This window comes from Latilactobacillus fragifolii (assembly GCF_905332535.1).
Taxonomy (GTDB): domain Bacteria; phylum Bacillota; class Bacilli; order Lactobacillales; family Lactobacillaceae; genus Latilactobacillus; species Latilactobacillus fragifolii.
The window spans coordinates 71777-88541 of the sequence record NZ_CAJOCF010000005.1; the positions used below are offsets into that span (position 1 = coordinate 71777).

At 42.1% G+C, this 16765-nt stretch carries 18 protein-coding genes and 1 pseudogene; 11 read left to right on the top strand and 8 right to left on the bottom strand.

Annotated elements, in window-relative coordinates; genetic code table 11:
• Nucleotides 1–6: 6 nt before the first annotated feature.
• From J7Q78_RS07505 to dhaM, 6 genes are all read left to right on the top strand, one after another.
• On the top strand, nucleotides 7–450 hold the full coding sequence (locus J7Q78_RS07505) for a MarR family winged helix-turn-helix transcriptional regulator (protein ID WP_235688081.1): 444 nt from the start codon (nucleotides 7–9) through the stop codon (nucleotides 448–450).
• 123 nt (nucleotides 451–573) lie between these two features.
• Nucleotides 574–1431 carry a 4-(cytidine 5'-diphospho)-2-C-methyl-D-erythritol kinase gene (ispE, locus tag J7Q78_RS07510; RefSeq protein ID WP_208422615.1) on the top strand — a complete coding sequence of 286 codons (858 nt, stop codon included), beginning with the start codon at nucleotides 574–576 and terminating at the stop codon, nucleotides 1429–1431.
• A gap of 190 nt (nucleotides 1432–1621) precedes the next feature.
• Entirely contained in the window at nucleotides 1622–2458 is an 837-nt protein-coding gene (gene purR, locus J7Q78_RS07515) for a pur operon repressor (RefSeq protein WP_004270382.1), read from the top strand.
• 140 nt (nucleotides 2459–2598) lie between these two features.
• Nucleotides 2599–3594 carry a dihydroxyacetone kinase subunit DhaK gene (gene dhaK / locus J7Q78_RS07520; protein WP_208422614.1) on the top strand — a complete coding sequence of 332 codons (996 nt, stop codon included), beginning with the start codon at nucleotides 2599–2601 and terminating at the stop codon, nucleotides 3592–3594.
• Between the two features lie 12 nt (nucleotides 3595–3606).
• On the top strand, nucleotides 3607–4191 hold the full coding sequence (dhaL, locus tag J7Q78_RS07525) for a dihydroxyacetone kinase subunit DhaL (protein ID WP_208422613.1): 585 nt from the start codon (nucleotides 3607–3609) through the stop codon (nucleotides 4189–4191).
• On the top strand, nucleotides 4188–4559 hold the full coding sequence (dhaM, locus tag J7Q78_RS07530; RefSeq protein WP_208422612.1) for a dihydroxyacetone kinase phosphoryl donor subunit DhaM: 372 nt from the start codon (nucleotides 4188–4190) through the stop codon (nucleotides 4557–4559). Before dhaL ends, dhaM begins: the two co-directional genes overlap by 4 nt.
• A 37-nt stretch (nucleotides 4560–4596) precedes the next feature.
• Here dhaM and dhaS read toward each other — a convergent pair whose 3' ends face one another.
• Together dhaS and J7Q78_RS07540 are read right to left on the bottom strand one after the other, a co-directional pair.
• Entirely contained in the window at nucleotides 4597–5172 is a 576-nt protein-coding gene (gene dhaS / locus J7Q78_RS07535; RefSeq protein ID WP_208422611.1) for a dihydroxyacetone kinase transcriptional activator DhaS, read from the bottom strand.
• A gap of 52 nt (nucleotides 5173–5224) precedes the next feature.
• A pseudogene (locus J7Q78_RS07540) lies at nucleotides 5225–5856 on the bottom strand (L,D-transpeptidase).
• Between the two features lie 133 nt (nucleotides 5857–5989).
• Between J7Q78_RS07540 and glmU the strand changes: the two are divergent.
• Both glmU and J7Q78_RS07550 read left to right on the top strand, forming a co-directional pair.
• A complete protein-coding gene (gene glmU, locus J7Q78_RS07545; protein WP_208422610.1) occupies nucleotides 5990–7378 on the top strand; it encodes a bifunctional UDP-N-acetylglucosamine diphosphorylase/glucosamine-1-phosphate N-acetyltransferase GlmU in 1389 nt (462 codons plus the stop codon).
• A 408-nt stretch (nucleotides 7379–7786) separates the two neighbouring features.
• A complete protein-coding gene (locus tag J7Q78_RS07550; protein WP_154243130.1) occupies nucleotides 7787–8758 on the top strand; it encodes a ribose-phosphate diphosphokinase in 972 nt (323 codons plus the stop codon).
• Nucleotides 8759–8933: 175 nt separating this feature from the next.
• Here J7Q78_RS07550 and mscL read toward each other — a convergent pair whose 3' ends face one another.
• Nucleotides 8934–9323 carry a large conductance mechanosensitive channel protein MscL gene (gene mscL / locus J7Q78_RS07555; RefSeq protein WP_208422609.1) on the bottom strand — a complete coding sequence of 130 codons (390 nt, stop codon included), beginning with the start codon at nucleotides 9321–9323 and terminating at the stop codon, nucleotides 8934–8936.
• A gap of 182 nt (nucleotides 9324–9505) precedes the next feature.
• Between mscL and J7Q78_RS07560 the strand changes: the two genes are divergently transcribed.
• The gene (locus tag J7Q78_RS07560) at nucleotides 9506–10246 is read left to right on the top strand and encodes a TerC family protein (protein ID WP_154243128.1); all 741 of its coding nucleotides are present in this window, start codon (nucleotides 9506–9508) and stop codon (nucleotides 10244–10246) included.
• A 49-nt stretch (nucleotides 10247–10295) separates the two neighbouring features.
• Here J7Q78_RS07560 and J7Q78_RS07565 read toward each other — a convergent pair whose 3' ends face one another.
• From J7Q78_RS07565 to J7Q78_RS07580, 4 genes are read right to left on the bottom strand one after another with little or no spacing between them, the layout of a single operon-like run.
• Nucleotides 10296–11348, bottom strand: coding sequence for a YdcF family protein (locus J7Q78_RS07565; protein WP_208422608.1), 1053 nt, complete (start codon nucleotides 11346–11348; stop codon nucleotides 10296–10298).
• A gap of 11 nt (nucleotides 11349–11359) precedes the next feature.
• Nucleotides 11360–12187: a sugar-phosphatase gene (gene yidA / locus J7Q78_RS07570; protein WP_208422607.1), complete on the bottom strand. Its 828-nt coding sequence runs from the start codon at nucleotides 12185–12187 to the stop codon at nucleotides 11360–11362.
• Between the two features lie 15 nt (nucleotides 12188–12202).
• A complete protein-coding gene (locus J7Q78_RS07575) occupies nucleotides 12203–13552 on the bottom strand; it encodes an HD domain-containing protein (RefSeq protein ID WP_154243119.1) in 1350 nt (449 codons plus the stop codon).
• Nucleotides 13553–13576: 24 nt separating this feature from the next.
• Nucleotides 13577–14407: a lipoyl protein ligase domain-containing protein gene (locus J7Q78_RS07580; protein WP_154243118.1), complete on the bottom strand. Its 831-nt coding sequence runs from the start codon at nucleotides 14405–14407 to the stop codon at nucleotides 13577–13579.
• A 165-nt stretch (nucleotides 14408–14572) separates the two neighbouring features.
• Between J7Q78_RS07580 and J7Q78_RS07585 the strand changes: the two genes are divergently transcribed.
• Together J7Q78_RS07585 and rpoE are read left to right on the top strand one after the other, a co-directional pair.
• A complete protein-coding gene (locus J7Q78_RS07585; RefSeq protein WP_208422606.1) occupies nucleotides 14573–15013 on the top strand; it encodes a DUF1934 domain-containing protein in 441 nt (146 codons plus the stop codon).
• A gap of 88 nt (nucleotides 15014–15101) precedes the next feature.
• On the top strand, nucleotides 15102–15662 hold the full coding sequence (rpoE, locus tag J7Q78_RS07590) for a DNA-directed RNA polymerase subunit delta (RefSeq protein WP_328798347.1): 561 nt from the start codon (nucleotides 15102–15104) through the stop codon (nucleotides 15660–15662).
• 85 nt (nucleotides 15663–15747) lie between these two features.
• Here rpoE and J7Q78_RS07595 read toward each other — a convergent pair whose 3' ends face one another.
• The gene (locus tag J7Q78_RS07595; RefSeq protein WP_154243115.1) at nucleotides 15748–16704 is read right to left on the bottom strand and encodes an ROK family protein; all 957 of its coding nucleotides are present in this window, start codon (nucleotides 16702–16704) and stop codon (nucleotides 15748–15750) included.
• Nucleotides 16705–16765 lie beyond the last annotated feature (61 nt).

Below are 16765 nucleotides of genomic sequence, written 5' to 3' on the forward strand. Positions count from 1 at the left end.
AATATTGTGGAAGATAGTCAATTGTTGGATGAATATGTTGAACTTTACATGTCGGCGATTAAATATGTCGAAGACTTGGTTTCTGAACCAACGCAAGCTTACCAATTGTCTTTTGAACAATATCTGATTATGAAAGAAATTGCTGATGATAATTCAGTGAGTCTAATTGATATTGCCAAAAAACGTGGCGTAACACGCGGTGCAATTTCTCGACAAATTCGTGTTTTACTTAAATTAGACTATATTACCCAAGAAATTGATCCCAACGATCGCCGCCGTTTAATTTTAAATTTAACGCCAGCTGGTGCAAAAACAGTTGCCGAATTAAATCCGAAGATTCATAATCGTTTTGCATCATGGATTGAGACGTTTGGTAAAGAAAATGCCAAGCAAATGCTTAACTTAATGAATGAATTTAGACATAAGATTATGGTAAAAGATAATCAATAATATGGACAAAAGAGCACTGACATTCAGATGTCAGTGCTTTTTTATCCGTTGTTAAAAGGTTGGTTTTTACAAGCAGATATGAGTATAATGAAACAATTAAATGCTAGGTAAAAGGTGAATGTGATGCAACGAATTGAAAAAGCACCTGCTAAAATCAATCTCAGTTTAGACGCGCTCTTTTTGCATGACGATGGGGAACCTGAGTGGCAGATGGTGATGACGTCGATTGACTTGGCGGATTATGTTCAGATAACATTACGTGATAACCCCGCAATTGAGGTCCGCACATCAAGTGGTTTTTTACCAGAAGATCAGCGTAACCTGGCCTACAAAGCAGCTCATTTATTACAACAGACGTATCAGATACCAACGGGGGCCTTGATTGAAATTGATAAGCATATTCCTGTTGCGGCTGGCTTGGGTGGCGGCAGTTCGGATGCGGCCGCTGTTTTACGGGGCTTAAACGAACTATGGCAACTCAATTTAACGCGCGCGCAATTAGCACGATTCGGACTGCAAATTGATTCGGATGTGCCATATTGCGTATATGGAGAAACCGCCCTTGTCACTGGCAAAGGCGATCAGATTAAACCACTCGGCGCATTACCGAATTTTTGGGTGGTTGTCGTGAAACCAGAAGTCAGTGTTTCAACGCCGCGGATTATTCGGGCATTGGATTGCGACCAGATTCAACAGCATCCCGACACTGAAGCATTGGTTGCAGCCGTTAAAGCTGGTGATTTGAATGCCATGACGCGCAATATGGGGAATGTTTTGACGCCAATTACGACGGAACGTTATCCAGTTATCAACCAATTAAGTGAGCGGTTATTGCAATTTGGGGCGGCTGTTGCCCAGATGAGTGGTAGTGGGCCAACTGTGTTTGGTATCTGCCGTCAGTATTCACGGGCCCAACGAATTTATAATAGTATGTCCGGATTTTGTACTGAGGTATATTTAGTTAAACCATTAAAACGTTAATAAAACGCCGACAATCAAATGATTGAGGCGTTTTTACTTGGCGTAAAAATTGGTTTAACGGGATAAAAGCGAACAATGGCGCTCTTTTTTGAAAAAAGACTAGGATTTAACCGAAGATTTCTATATAATTGGCTGGTAGGCAGTTTTTTTCGGAAATAATAGTAAAGTAAACTATGGAGGAGTATTCAACATGAAAGTTAGAAGAAGTGATCGATTAATCGATATGACACGCTATTTATTAGAAAGACCACATACGTTGATTCCATTAACCTTCTTTTCAAACCGTTACGAATCAGCTAAGTCATCAATCAGTGAAGATTTATCGATTGTGAAGCGGACCTTTTTTAACCGGGGGACGGGGATTTTAGAAACGGTTCCGGGTGCAGCTGGTGGGGTGCGCTACATGCCAATGATTAAACAAGATGAAGCAGAAGCTTTTATCGCTGAGATGGCTCAACGGCTTTCAGAAAATGATCGCTTATTACCTGGTGGTTACGTTTATTTATCAGACTTACTGGGACGGCCAGAGGTATTACGGCAAGTAGGGCGGTTAATTGCCAATCAATATGTGGGAAAAGAAGTAACGGCTGTTATGACGGTTGCCACGAAGGGCATTCCGATTGCCCAGAGCGTTGCGATGTATTTAAATGTGCCATTTGTCATTGTGCGCCGTGATTCAAAAATTACCGAAGGTTCAACGGTTAGTGTGAACTATGTTTCTGGTTCATCAGCGCGTATCGAAAAGATGGAACTTTCAAAGCGTAGCTTACCTGAAAATTCCAAAGTCTTAATTGTTGATGACTTCATGAAAGGTGGCGGCACAGTCAACGGGATGAAGAGCTTGATTGAGGAATTTGATTCTGAAATGGTTGGCATTTCGGTCTTTGCTGAATCTGATTTTGAAGGGAATCGGATGGTTGATGATTACACTTCAATTTTGAAGGTCGATAAAGTTGATATTGAAAATAAAACGTTAAGTGTCAGTTACGGTAATTACTTAACAAAAAATGCAGATCGCTTAGCTTAAAGGACTTACTAGCACCCGGACCGGTTAATGGTTCGGGTGTTTTTTTAATTTGCGGCGCTTTTGGACAGTTTCCAAGCTTTGTCCGTTGCATAAATGATAGCGTTAACATAGACTGTAACTATATTCAAGAGGAGGTTACTATGAAAAAGATAATGAATGATCCAAGCCAAATTGTAACGGAGATGGTTCAAGGTTTAGTGCGGAGTTATCCAGACCAACTCAAACAAATTCCAGGGACCGAAGCAGTGCTGAAAATTGCTGATCTAAACCATCGGCCCCAAGTCGGGATTGTCAGTGGAGGCGGTAGTGGTCATGAACCAACGCACGCTGGTTTTGTCGGTGATGGCATGTTGACGGCTGCTGTGTGCGGACAAGTCTTTACCTCACCAACTCCCGATCAAATTTATGCAGCGATTAAAGCCGCTGATGCCGGCCGCGGGGTATTCTTAGTGATTAAGAATTATTCCGGGGATGTCATGAATTTCGAAATGGCTAAGGATATGGCGGCGATGGACGATATTGATGTCCGCTCAATCGTTGTTGATGACGACATTGCTGTTGAAAATAGTACGTATACGCAAGGTCGTCGCGGGGTTGCAGGCACCATTTTTGTTCACAAGATTCTGGGCGCCTATGCGCGGCAAGGCGCTGGTATCGAAGCCATTGAAGAATTAGCGCACCAAATTACACCGAATATCAAGACAATCGGAGTCGCATTGTCAGGAGCAACTGTTCCTGAAGTCGGGCAACCTGGCTTTGAATTAGCCGCCGACGAAATCGAATATGGTGTAGGAATACACGGTGAACCCGGCTATCGACGGGAAAAACGCCAAGATTCGAAACACTTAGCAACTGAACTGGTAGGTAAGTTAAAAGAAGCCCACCACATGACGGCTGGCGAGCATTTCGCGGTAATGGTCAACGGCTTAGGTGCAACACCACTGATGGAACAATATGTCTTTATGAATGATGTCTTGGACCTCTTAGCTGCTGAAAATGTTGAAGTCGACTTCACAAAAGTCGGTAATTATATGACTGCTTTAGATATGGCTGGTGTGTCATTAACGATAATGAAATTAATTGAACCTGGTTGGGTTGCTAAATTAGATGAACCAGTCACAACGATTGGTTGGTAAAGGAGGTATATAATGTTAACGGCTGAAAATACATTGAAATGGCTTGAATTATTTGATGCCAAAATTCAAGCTGAAAAAGATTATTTAAGTGAACTTGATACACCGATTGGTGATGGGGACCATGGTAATAACATGTCGCGTGGCTTATTAGCTGTGCATGACGCATTAACCAAGCAACAGCCAACCGATGTCCAAGGTATTTTAAAAACGACAGCGCTGATGCTCATCAGTAAAGTAGGTGGCGCTTCTGGGCCGCTTTATGGGACGGCCTTTTTAGAAATGGCTAAACTAAGCAGTACGACGCTTGAAGTTGGGCCATTACTGGCAGCCGGTTTAGAAGGCATTCAAAAACGGGGGCATGCCCAAGTGGGTGAAAAGACCTTGATTGATGTTTGGGCACCGGTTGTCAAAGCAATTGAAGCGGGCCTCTTAGAGGTGTCTGTGATTGAAGCGGCTGTTGAATCGACTAAGGATATGCAAGCAACGAAAGGGCGGGCTTCTTATGTTGGAGAACGTTCAATCGGGCATATTGATCCTGGGGCAGCTTCCAGTGGCTACCTATTTACCACAATGTTAATGGCGAAGGTACTATCATGAGTGAATATGGTGTAGTGATTGTGTCGCACGTGCCAGAAATTGCCCTTGGCGTTGCGCGTTTAATTAAAGAAGTTGCCGCCGATATTTCAGTAACGACGGCTGGTGGCACGGACGAAGGTCGTATTGGGACGAGCGCGATGAAGATTCAAAGTGCTTTTGAAACTAATGCCGGGCAAGAATTATTAGCTTTCTACGACTTAGGCAGCGCTAAGATGAACCTCGAAGTGGCTCAGGAACTAACGGATAAGACAGTGCATCTATATGATGTCGCGTTAATTGAAGGGGGCTACACAGCTGCCGCGTTGTTGCAAGCGGGGACGGATTTAGCCGCCATTGAAACGCAATTGGCGCCATTGAAAATTAAATAAGCACGCAAAAAGAGACCCTGTTAAGGGTCTTTTTTAATTACCGTTGTTCATATAAATGCCCTGTCCGTAGTAACAGGCCGTTGATGGTGTCTGTTAGCGTCATTTTTAGAGCAGTGACTACTTTTGAAACGGGTTGAGGATGGCGACAGCGGAGCCAATCAGCGGTGTAAGCAACTAATGCATTGGAAAGAAAACTGAGTAAAAAGGCTTGATAGTCGGTGGACAATGTAATATGGTGCGCGCTAGCGAGATCTTGAATAATCCGATTGATAAGTTGATGGACGTGGTGAATAAAATGACGTTCGAAGGCGTTTTGCCCTTCAATCGATAAAGCGTTTTGATAGAAGGCACGGTTGGTGTTAAAGTAGTTGAACAGTTGTGTCAATACTTGTGTCCAATGAATATAACTGAGATGCTCGTCGATGTAGCCGCCGATTTCTTGATCGTAAAGCCAATCTAATAACGCATATTTATCGGGGAAATAGTCGTAAAAAGTTTGGCGCCGGATACCAGCTTTATTCATGATGGTGGTGACGCTAATTTTATTAAAGGGTTGTTCAATCATTAATTGTTTAAAAGCCGTCGCAATTATTTGTTGGGTGGTCTGAGTCATCAGGGCATCTCCTTGTAGCTAGTAGGATTAAGAAAAAAAGTCGCCATTCAAGCTAGTGAATGACGACTTTTGTATTGTATGGAATCGCGGTGTAGAACCATTGGGCATCGGCTACTGATAAACGAATGCAACCGTGTGAATTAGCTTTTTGGCCCAATTGTTCAGCTTCTTCTGGGATGAAATGCCCAGCTTTATCTGTGGGCACACTGTGAAAGAGATAAATACCATGGTCTAGGAAAGACCGCTAGTATTTAGCGCCTTCCTCGGAATTTGTATTGAAAAATGAGCCGCCATGTTCGGCTTCTATATAGAATGTCCCGGTTGGGGTGGGGGACTTAGGTGAACCAGTTGAAGCGTACATTGTGTACAAAAAATCATTGCCGTTTTTAAGGTAAACCGTTGGCGTGCAATTGAAACATCAATCCATAAATCGGGTTGCTCCGCTAAATTAGGATATGGTTTGTTTTCAGAAGGTGCCCGCCAGTCAATTGGTGCCGATTGGACCGCTTTTTTGGATTTTATTGATGGTTGCCGCGCGTGGGATTGTGGTTTGGTAGAAGACGTGACTGTAACTTGGTGTGTTTGGTGTCGGGATATGGTCGACCAATACCCGCCAATGAGCAAGGCCAAGGCAACAATAATGCTGCCGAGCATTAATCGAGTGTTGTTGGTCAGCTTTGACATATCCGACTTCCTTCCCCAATCAATTACTTCCAGTATACGGGATAAAGCGCTAAACTTCAATGTGGATTAGCTTGCCCTAGCCTTTTATTTAAGCTAAAATAGACCAGTAATTACGAATGACGAGGAGCTTATGATGGTTAATAAAAATGCAATTATTTTAGCAGCGGGTAAAGGTACTCGTATGAAGTCAAAATTATATAAAGTATTACACGAGGTTTGTGGTCGACCAATGGTTGATCATGTTTTAACCCAAGTTGAAAGAACGAATCCGACCAATATCGTCACAATTGTTGGGCATGGTGCCGAAAAAGTGAAAGATTACCTTGGTGGCCGCTCACAATATGCATTGCAGGCCGAACAATTAGGGACGGGGCATGCGGTTTTACAAGCAGAAGCTTTGTTGAAAGATGAAGACGGCATTACCATTGTGGTCAGTGGGGATACACCGCTTTTAACCGCGGAAACGTTTGAAAAATTATTCGCATACCATCACGATAAGGGCGCTAAAGCAACGATTTTAACAGCAACGGCCCCCGATCCAACGGGGTATGGCCGGATTATCCGAAATGATATCGGCATTGTTGAAAAAATTGTTGAACAAAAAGACGCCAATGATAAAGAAGCAGCTGTTAATGAAATTAATACAGGTGTTTACTGCTTTGACAATCAAACATTATTCCAAGCATTGCATGAAGTCACGAATAAGAACGCCCAAGGTGAATACTACTTAACGGATGTGGTTGAAATCTTGAAGAAAAAAGGCGAAATTGTTGCGGCTTACAGAATGCCAAACTTTGAAGAATCAATGGGGGTTAATGATCGAATTGCCCTTGCTGCTGCTACAAAAGTGATGCGCAAGCGCATCAATACAGAACATATGCGCAACGGTGTCACATTAATTGATCCAGATAATACCTATATCGAAGTTGGTGTTACGATTGGTAATGATACAATCGTTGAACCAAACGTCGTTTTAAAAGGGAACACCATTATTGGTTCGGATTGTTTTGTTGGGGCGGGCTCAACACTTATTGACGCAACAATCGAAGACAACGTTCAAATCACAAGTTCAATGATTGAATCAGCTATGATGCATACGGGCGCTAACATCGGGCCTAATAGTCACTTACGGCCAAACGCTGAAATTGGTGAAGCCGTGCATATTGGCAACTTCTGTGAAGTGAAGAATGCCAAAATTGGTGACCGGACGAAGATTGGTCACTTAAGTTATGTTGGAGATGCCACCTTAGGAACTGACATTAACGTGGGGTGCGGGGTAGTCTTTGTTAACTATGATGGCGTGGCTAAGCATCATGCTAACGTTGGCAGTCATGTCTTTATTGGTAGCAACTCAAACATCGTTGCACCGGTTGAAATTGCAGATCACACATTCATCGCAGCTGGTTCAACCATCACGGATGATGTGCCAGAAAAAGCAATGGCCATCGCTCGTGCTCGACAAACAAATAAAGCAAATTACTGGGCAAAATTACCAGTGGCAAACGATGAAGAATGGCAATAGCATTCACCAATATACCGGTTAGCTTCTGACGATTAATTTAAGAATGACCATGATGGCGGGGTTCAATCATCATGGTCATTTTTAGGTTAATTAGACAAAGCGGTTGGAGGCTGTCTGATTCATCTAACAATTTGCAACAAGCTTCACAATTGAATGCCGCTTTGAAACGCCATGTGTAAATTACTGCTAACACGTTGGAAATGAATCATGAAATACGTGATAATTTAATTGTAAAACCGAACCTATTAAAGCAATTAGAGCGGTTAACTTTTTCTTTTTCTCTCACGTTTCTAATGAACAGCGCTTACTTAACAACATTTGTGAACTTTTTAGGTTTTAATCTTGATTTCCGAGATGAAAATGCCTAAACTTTAAGTAGGTACTAACATAAATTTTTTGGAGGCTGACATGTCTGAACAATATTTCGACCCTAAGTTGAAAATCTTTGCTTTGAACTCTAATAAGCCCTTAGCTGAGAAAATTGCAGCTGAAGTTGGGGTTCCTTTAGGAAAATCTTCTGTTAAACGGTTTAGCGATGGTGAAATTCAGATTAATATTGAAGAAAGTATTCGTGGCGACGAAATTTTCATCATTCAATCAACATCTGCACCCGTTAATGATAACTTGATGGAAATCATGATTATGATTGATGCATTGCGCCGTGCATCTGCTAAAACAATCAATGTTGTGTTACCTTATTACGGTTACGCACGGCAAGATCGTAAGGCTCGTTCACGTGAACCGATTACTGCTAAATTAGTGGCTAATATGTTAACAATGGCCGGGGCTAATCGAATTTTAGCATTGGACTTACATGCCGTACAAATCCAAGGGTTCTTCGATATTCCAGTTGATCACTTGATGGGTGCGCCTTTATTAGCTGATTATTTCTTGAGCAATGACTTGGCTGAAAATGCGGTTGTTGTTTCACCTGATCATGGGGGCGTTACACGGGCTCGTAAATTGGCTGATTTCTTAAAGACGCCAATTGCAATTATCGATAAACGGCGCCCAAGACCGAATGTTTCTGAAGTGATGAATATCATCGGGAACGTTAGCGGCAAACGCGCAATTATTATTGATGATATGATTGATACTGCCGGCACAATTACGTTAGCTGCGCAAGCATTGAAAGATGCCGGTGCAACAGAAGTCTTCGCATGTTGTACACATCCAGTATTATCTGGTCCAGCGATCCAACGCATCGAAGATTCAGTCATTAAGCAAATGATTGTTACAGATTCAATTAGCCTTCCAAAAGAAAAATTAATTGATAAAATGGTACAAGTTTCGGTCGGGCCACTTATTGGGGACGCCATCAAACGAATCCATGAAAACAAACCAGTCAGCCCATTATTTGAAAACAGATTCAAAAGATAAGCGTGCTAACGCGAACGGGTTGGCTTTGAGGATTAACAAAAATTGGGAAGCATGGTGTTCTTTAGCCGTGATTTCCATTTTTCGGTTAATCAGAAAAGATAGTTCGAAAAAGCCCGTTTCAATAAGTTAACAAAAAAACGCCTGAACAATTTGTTCAGGCGTTTTTTTTGTGACTTTATTTTTCTTTATTAGCTAATAAATCGCGAATTTCTTTTAAGTAAACTTCTTCTTTAGTTTCGACGATGGGTGCTTCTTCTTCGGTCTTCTTGCCCATGTCACGAACTTTGTTGAACCCTTTGACGATTAAGAAGACAATGAATGCGATGATTAAGAAGTTAATCACATCGTTTAAAAAGTTCCCGATTCCAAAAACAGCCTTGGTGCCAGGAATGGTCAGCGCAATACCGGATAAATCTACTTGGCCAACGAATAATGAAATAATGGGGTTGATTAAATTCTTTGTTAATGAGTCCACGATACTTTTTAAGGCGGCCCCCAAAATAACCCCGACAGCCATGTCTAACACGTTACCACGCATAATAAATTCTTTAAATTCTTTGATCATGAAAACGACCTCCATTAATATTATGAATTATTGCTACAAAAAGTATACCGTATTTCTAGAGTCTATCAAATAAAAATGTTGTTTCAGGGATATATTTGACAATAAATTTGTGATTTTCATGAAAAATCGTTAAGATAGTTACAGGAATTAAATTATAGAAATGAGAGATAGAGGAACCTTAAATGAATTGGATTGTACAATTGTATCAACCATTCTTCGAACTTAGTAATTGGCAAACGGTCATTACATCGTCTGAAGATTGGCTTTTAATTTTGACGTTAGTCATCATGGAATGTTTACTCTCAGTAGACAATGCCGTTGTCTTAGCAGCACAGACACAAACTTTACCCACAAAAATTGAGCAAGAGAAGTCGTTAGTGTATGGCTTATGGGGCGCTTACGTTTTTCGTTTCATTATTATTGGTGTCGGCACCTACTTAATTCATTTGTGGGAAATTAAAGTTGCCGGTTCGTTATATTTAATTTACTTAGTCATTGCTTATTTCAGAAAGCAGGGGCATCCGAAACAGGCGAAAACACCAGCGGCTAGTTCTAAAATTAGTAGCCCCCATCGTTTCTGGCGTACAGTTGCTTCGATTGAATTGATGGACATTGTTTTTTCGATCGATTCTGTATTAGCGTCCTTGGCAATTTCGAGTAATCCAGTCATTGTTTTGATCGGGGGCATGATTGGGATTATCTGCATGCGGGGGATTGCCCAACTTATTGCCCAATTGATGAAGAAAATTCCGGAATTAAATCCGATGGCCTACATTTTAATTTTCTTCATTGCGATTAAATTATTTTTATCAATTCCAGCAATTGACTATGAAATTCCGAACCTAGTGTTTGCCGGAATTGTGTTCGGCGTTATTCTATTAACGTTAATCATTCACTATATCCGCGCAGCACGGGCTAAATAGATACAAAAAAAAGACGTTGTCGACAATTTATAGACAACGTCTTTTTAGCTTACAGATGACTAAGTAAAACATTCAAGACCGCAAATGCAATACTTATAATTGCGACTAAAATAAATTGATGCTGTTTCATTTTAAGAATCGCGATGAATTCACGGATAACCGCATTCGGTAAGAAGTAACGCGATGTTTTAGCCCCAATACCATCAGCTTTTAAATGGGCTTGTTTTGCAAAAAGCCCAGCACGAAATGTATGGTAATTGTTGGTTGCAAAAATAATTTTAGGGTTTGCTTTAGTGGTATCAGCCATGATAATGTCTTTTGAAAATTGCATGTTTTGTAACGTATTGACCGATTTTTCCTCGGTGAGGGTGTCTTGAGCCGGAATGCCTTGCTCGATCGCGTAACGTTGCATGGCGACTGATTCAGGTAATTTTTCATCCGGACCTTGGCCGCCTGAAAAGACCAGTTTGGGTGCTGGGCGGCCTTTTTTGACTTGTTTAGTATAAAACTGAATGGCGCGATTAATCCGACTGGCAAGTAAAGGCGGGACAAATTGGCCATCGATTAAACCGCTCCCCAAGACGATAATGTAGTCTTGTTGATAACGGGGCCGGTTGAATTGGTAGATGATAAGTGAGGTGAGGTATACATAAAAGAACAATGGAATATACAAAAGAAAGACTGATACAATCGTGCTGCCAAATACGCTAACGTCGGCGGGAATGTGTAACCAACGAGTGATGGTTGGGACGAAAAATGAGCCAATAATGGCTAACGCAATGAGCAGGGTTAGCATATTGGATAAAGTGTGACTTTCCTTTTTCCAGACAATATACGCGTTCCATAGCAGTAAGACAATGCCGAATAGGTAGAAAAACATGAGGATTAAGATGACGACAATCGCAGCGGCAATTGCGATATCATTGAGCGTTTCATTATTGAGCCGAATGACAATAAGCGCAGCGTCTATTAAGGCGCTGAAGAGGAAAAAGTTAAACACGATGCCGTTGACTAATTGGCGTTTTTCAAACCGCTGGAGGCCAATGAATAAAATCAAAAAGAAAAGGGGGATTGGGTAGATGAAATCAATTAACGTCGACATAATGACTCCTCTTAGGCTTGACTTTCAAAGGCGTAGGTTTCAATAGCGTATGCCACACCGTCTTGGCCTTCATGGTTACTCTTAGTAACAACCTTAGCAATTTGCTTCAATTCAGGAATGGCATTATCCATTGCCACTGGTAAGCCAGCGTATGCTAGCATTGACAGATCGTTGCCTTGATCGCCGATGGCCATGACTTCTGATTGATCAATGTTTAAGGCGTTTGCTAAGTCGCGCAACCCATTTCCTTTACCGGCATTCTTGTTGAGCACTTCGAGGAAGTAGGCTTCACTTTGCACAAATTGATAACGATCGAAGAAGTCAGCGGGAATTTTGGCTTTAGCTTCAGCTAAGACAGCGGGTTCGTCGATGAGCATCACTTTTGAAAAGGCCTTGTTAGGGGCAATTTCATCGACATGGCGGAAACGGACCGGCATGTTAACCAGCGCACTTTCACCGACTGTATAAGGACTGATATCGCGGTTAGCAGTGTAGATGAATTGATTATCTTCGGCGTGTAAATGAGAACCGATTTGGCGAGCGAGGGTTTCGAGTTCAAGATATTGGTCATAATTGAGAGTATGCCGAACTAGAATTTCACGGGTTGCCGTATTTTGAACCAAGGCTCCGTTAAATGTAATCACGTAGTCAGTGGCTTCAGTCAAACCTAGTTCGTTTAGAAAAGGCGTGACCCCAGTGAGCGGGCGCCCAGTACATAACACAACTTTAATACCATGTTTTTTAGCGGCTTTCACGACTTTGATTGTTTTAGGGCTAAGGCTGTTATTTTCATTTAATAAGGTACCGTCCATATCGACAGCGACAAGTTTGATTGACATTATAAGAACTCCTTTTTAGTGGTTGGGATTGATTGCACCGTTACGTAAGTATGCTTTGAACTGCTGGTACGTTGGCGCGAAAACTTCGATATCATTTTCGTTGAGCATTTCTTTAGGAAAGTAAAAGCGTTCATCGCCGCTAAATCGGCCTGAAATGGCGGCCACCAAATCACTTAATGATGATAATTCTTCAAGGTGCCCATCAGATTGCATGATTTCGATTTGAGTTTTGGGGGATTTAGCGGAGGGATCATAGGCATCGTAAGGTAAGTCGAAACTGTTATTGACGGCGGTGTAATACTCACTGTTATAACCAGCTTGCTCAGTCAGAGCCCGTAGTTCTGGTAAAACACGTTTTGTCTGTTGATTAAACGTAACCGATTTGAATGGGCGCCGGCTTAAAAAGCGATCGGCCAAATCATTGAGCACTGAATCTGGATAGTCCAACCAATATAAAAAATAGGTATTTAAAACGCCATCGTCTAATTTTAAATAGTCTTGTAAGGTGAAATGCTGTTCGAAAAACGGAATCAATAATTGCGGTGCGAGACTCTGATGATGATCGGGCTGTTGATAAAGAAATTTCGCACGTTGCAAGAGTTTTTGCAAAACGACTTCCATACCGCGTGAAACAGGATGAAAATAGACTTGTTGATACATCTGGAATCGACTGACGATGTAATCTTCAACAGCATGCATGCCATTTGCTAAAAAGGCAATGCCCTTTTCGTAGGGTCGCATGACTCGTAAAACACGGGTCAAATCGAATTCACCATATTTAGTGCCAGTATTATAAGCATCTCGTAATAAGTAATCCATACGATCGGCATCAATCTGACTAGAAATCATCTGGACAACCTGTGGATTCGGATAAGAGTGATCAATCACACTAGCGACCTTTGTCGGAAAATCATCCGCAACTTGGGTTAAGACGCGATTAATAGCAGTTTCCGGGTTGGTGATAATTTGGCGCGTAATCAATTCATGGTCAGTGTTAAAGATATGTTCGAAAGTGTGGGAATAAGCACCATGACCGATGTCGTGCAACAAAGCAGCACATAAGGCAACTAAGCGTTCATCATCGTTCCAAAGCCCATCACCAGCAACTTGACTAGGATAGTTAAGTTGGAACTGATCGCAGATCTGGCGGGTGATTTCATAAACGCCTAATGAGTGAGTGAACCGGGAATGTTCAGCGCCTTGGAAAACCGAGGAAGTGGTGCCGAGCTGTTTGATTCGCCGAAGACGTTGGAATTCAGGCGTGTCAATTAAATCGAGAATCACTTGATACTCGACGCGGATATAGTTATGCACAGGATCACGGAATACTTTTTCACGTGATAGTTTAATAGCAGTGTTAGGCACAATATCATCTCCTTTTTGAGACCGTTAAAGTTGATAACGGTGGAGTGCAGTTTGATTTTTAAGTAGTAATTGGTGATAAGCATTCGTTTGTAATTGCGGTGCGAGGTCGACTAGCTGGGGTTGTTGAACAAGCTGACAAAAGGCGGTCTGTAAGTGCGCAATGGCTGTTGCCACCGTCAATGGTGTGTTTAACAAGTCGGCGAGGTTGGCCATGGTGGCAGGGATGACTTTTGGAAAAGACCACCGGCTTTGACGGTGTGCTTGGCCAGCGGTGTAAAAGCTGTGCATGAGTTCGCCACGGGCCTGTTGATTGCCTGTAATACTAGCATATAAGAATACGGCAATGCCATTTTTGGCACGTCGTTGGGCAATTCCGGCAAACTTTCGACCATGAATACTGAGATCGTATTCGCCGGGACAATAGGAATGGGTGACTTCGAAATGCTCAATCGTAACCGGATACGCCGCAAAGGCCGCGGAGAACAACTGGTGCATGAGGGCGTAAGCGGCATTGATGCTTAATTGATCAGCCATATTGGGCAGGTAGAAGCTAACGTTCAAAACACCGGCATTGGCAACAATCCCTAAACCACCAGCGTTGCGCACGAAATGGGCATAATGTGCGGCATCTAATGTAGCCACTGCTTGTGGATAATCAGGTAACTTGGTATCCATCATGCCTAAAATAACATTGTCGGCAAGCGTCCAAAAATGAATGATGGGTTGTTGTCTCTCGCGGCTCAACGCTAAGAGACTATTAGCATGGGCAAAAGCGCGTGGGCCAGCCGATTTTTCAAAATGTTGGATTAAAATGGCCCAGTCTTGATTGACAGATAAAGACGTTAAATCATCCATGGCAGTCACCTCTAAAGATTAGAAATACTCCTTAATTATAGCGTAAATTCTAGGCGCTGTCTGCAATCGGGACGTTGACCAAAGCGAATTGGCGGATTATTCTAGCGCTCGAATTTTGAATGGCTTATAATAGAACTACTTAATTAAAATTAAAGGAAGTTATTTATGGCAAGTCAAAGCGGAATTCCAGTCAAGGTACACCTTGAAACGCAAATAGAACAAGACGGGCAACTTGAAAAACATGTTTTTGATGAGGACGGCCAAGTTGTTAAAATGGGCGAATCACTTTACTTACGTTATCTAGAACACGGTGGTGAGCAGGCCACAGCGGTGCGGTTTAAACTAGCTGCCGATGGTCAAATTCAATTGACGCGTGGTACAGAAAAAGACGCGACGCAATTGCGGTTATACTTTAAACAAGGTGAAGATCTCGGATCAATCTACCAAACGAAATATGGCAACATGCCGGTGCTCACAACCACCACTCATTTATTATCGATGGTCAAAGAACAACCGTTATCAGGTGAAATCACGGTCCATTACCAACTCACCATCAATCACCAAGCAGTGGGGGATTACAAATTGCGATTGATTTTTACTGCTTAAGCTAGTATGATTAAGGATAGACTGTTGAAAGGACGTGTACTGGTTGAAATTAGACGTTTTTAAAGGCCAAAATAAAGAAGAACTATCAATGATTGAAGTCGCACATGCAATTTTAGAAGAAAAAGGCGACACGATTGCATTCGCTGATTTAACGAATGAAATTCAAAACTATTTAGGCAAAAGTGATGAAGAAGTGCGTGCACGCTTATCACAATTTTATACGGATTTAAATGAAGATGGTAGTTTCATTTCTTTAGGCGAAAACGTTTGGGGCCTTCGTTCTTGGTACCCATATGAATCTGTCGATGAAGAAGTTAACCATCCAGAAGATGAAGAAGATCAACCAACTAAGAAAAAACGTCGTAAAAAGGTTAATGCATTCTTAGCAGATGTTACTGATGATGACGATGTAATTGATTACAGTGATGACGATCCAGAAGACGAAGACTTAGATGCTGACGACGATGTTGATTTAGCCGTTACAGATGACGTTGTTGGTGATGACTTAACTGAATACAAAGCTGACTTACAAAACATCGGTGATAATGACGATGATGAAGACGACGATTCCCTAGAAGATGGGATTGAAGGTCAATTATCTGAATTTAGCGATGATGAAGATGACAAAGACGACGATGACGATCTTTAATGAGACGTTTTAGTTTCGTTGGCAGCAAAAAAGAGGGGCGCCAGTTGGCTGGCGCCCCTCTTTTTTGAGTTAAAGGGATTCTGTGTTAGTCCTTAGATGTTATTGAGCTGATTGGACATTCGCGTTTGAGAAAATGATAAACAGCACCGATTAAGTTGGCGTTTTGATTGAAGTGACAAATTTCAATGTGTGGGACAGGGATGGGGGCTGTCGAACCTGCACGGCGTTGCCAGTAACGCTTAATACTACTATTATCATCGGCTAAAAGGGTGTCAATTGCAGCGTTTAATTTCGGTAGTAGGTCAGCCCGTTGACTAATTCCGCCGCCAATGCCAATAATCTCGGGGGCATAAGCGACGTTTAAGAAGAGCATGATTTCCGCGAGGGCGGCATACATCTGAGTCACCTCTTGAGTGGCGATGGGATTACCTTGATCGGCGAGTTCGAAGGCCGTTTTACCATCGATGGTATTGGGCAATTTAAAATTACGCAGTGCGACCGTTTTGCCAATTTGAACGGGCGAGACTTTTGAATTATTGAGGGTTTTGATGGTATCCGCGATGAATTTATCGAAGTTATCGATTTTATCAGCAATGGTTTTGAGAATGGTACCATTTTCGACGATGGATAAGCCAATCCCAGAACCGATGATTGTGAATAAGGCACTCAGATGACCTTGGCCAATGCCAGCCGTCATTTCCGCGAGGGCTGCACTATCGGCATCGTTTTGGAGGGTGACCGGTAGATTAAGACGTGTTGCAAATTCAGTTTGAAATTCACCAAGATGTAAAAATGGGACATAACTCATGCCATGGATGATACCAGTCTGTTCATCTGGATTACCAGGACAACTTACCGCAATCCCGATTAAGTGAAAGTTGGTCGCGAATTGATCACGTAATTGTTCAACTTCAGTATAGAAGCGATTGCGTGTTAGTGGCGTAGGAAATTGCGCTTGTTTAATTAATTGGTGATTCGTCCAAATCCCGTATTTGACAGCGGAACCGCCGATATCTAGCGCTAGTAACGCATCTTGTGGCATGATGGGCCATCCTTTCAAAATAAGTCATGCAAATAGTGTAGCATAGGCGATTTAAATTCGG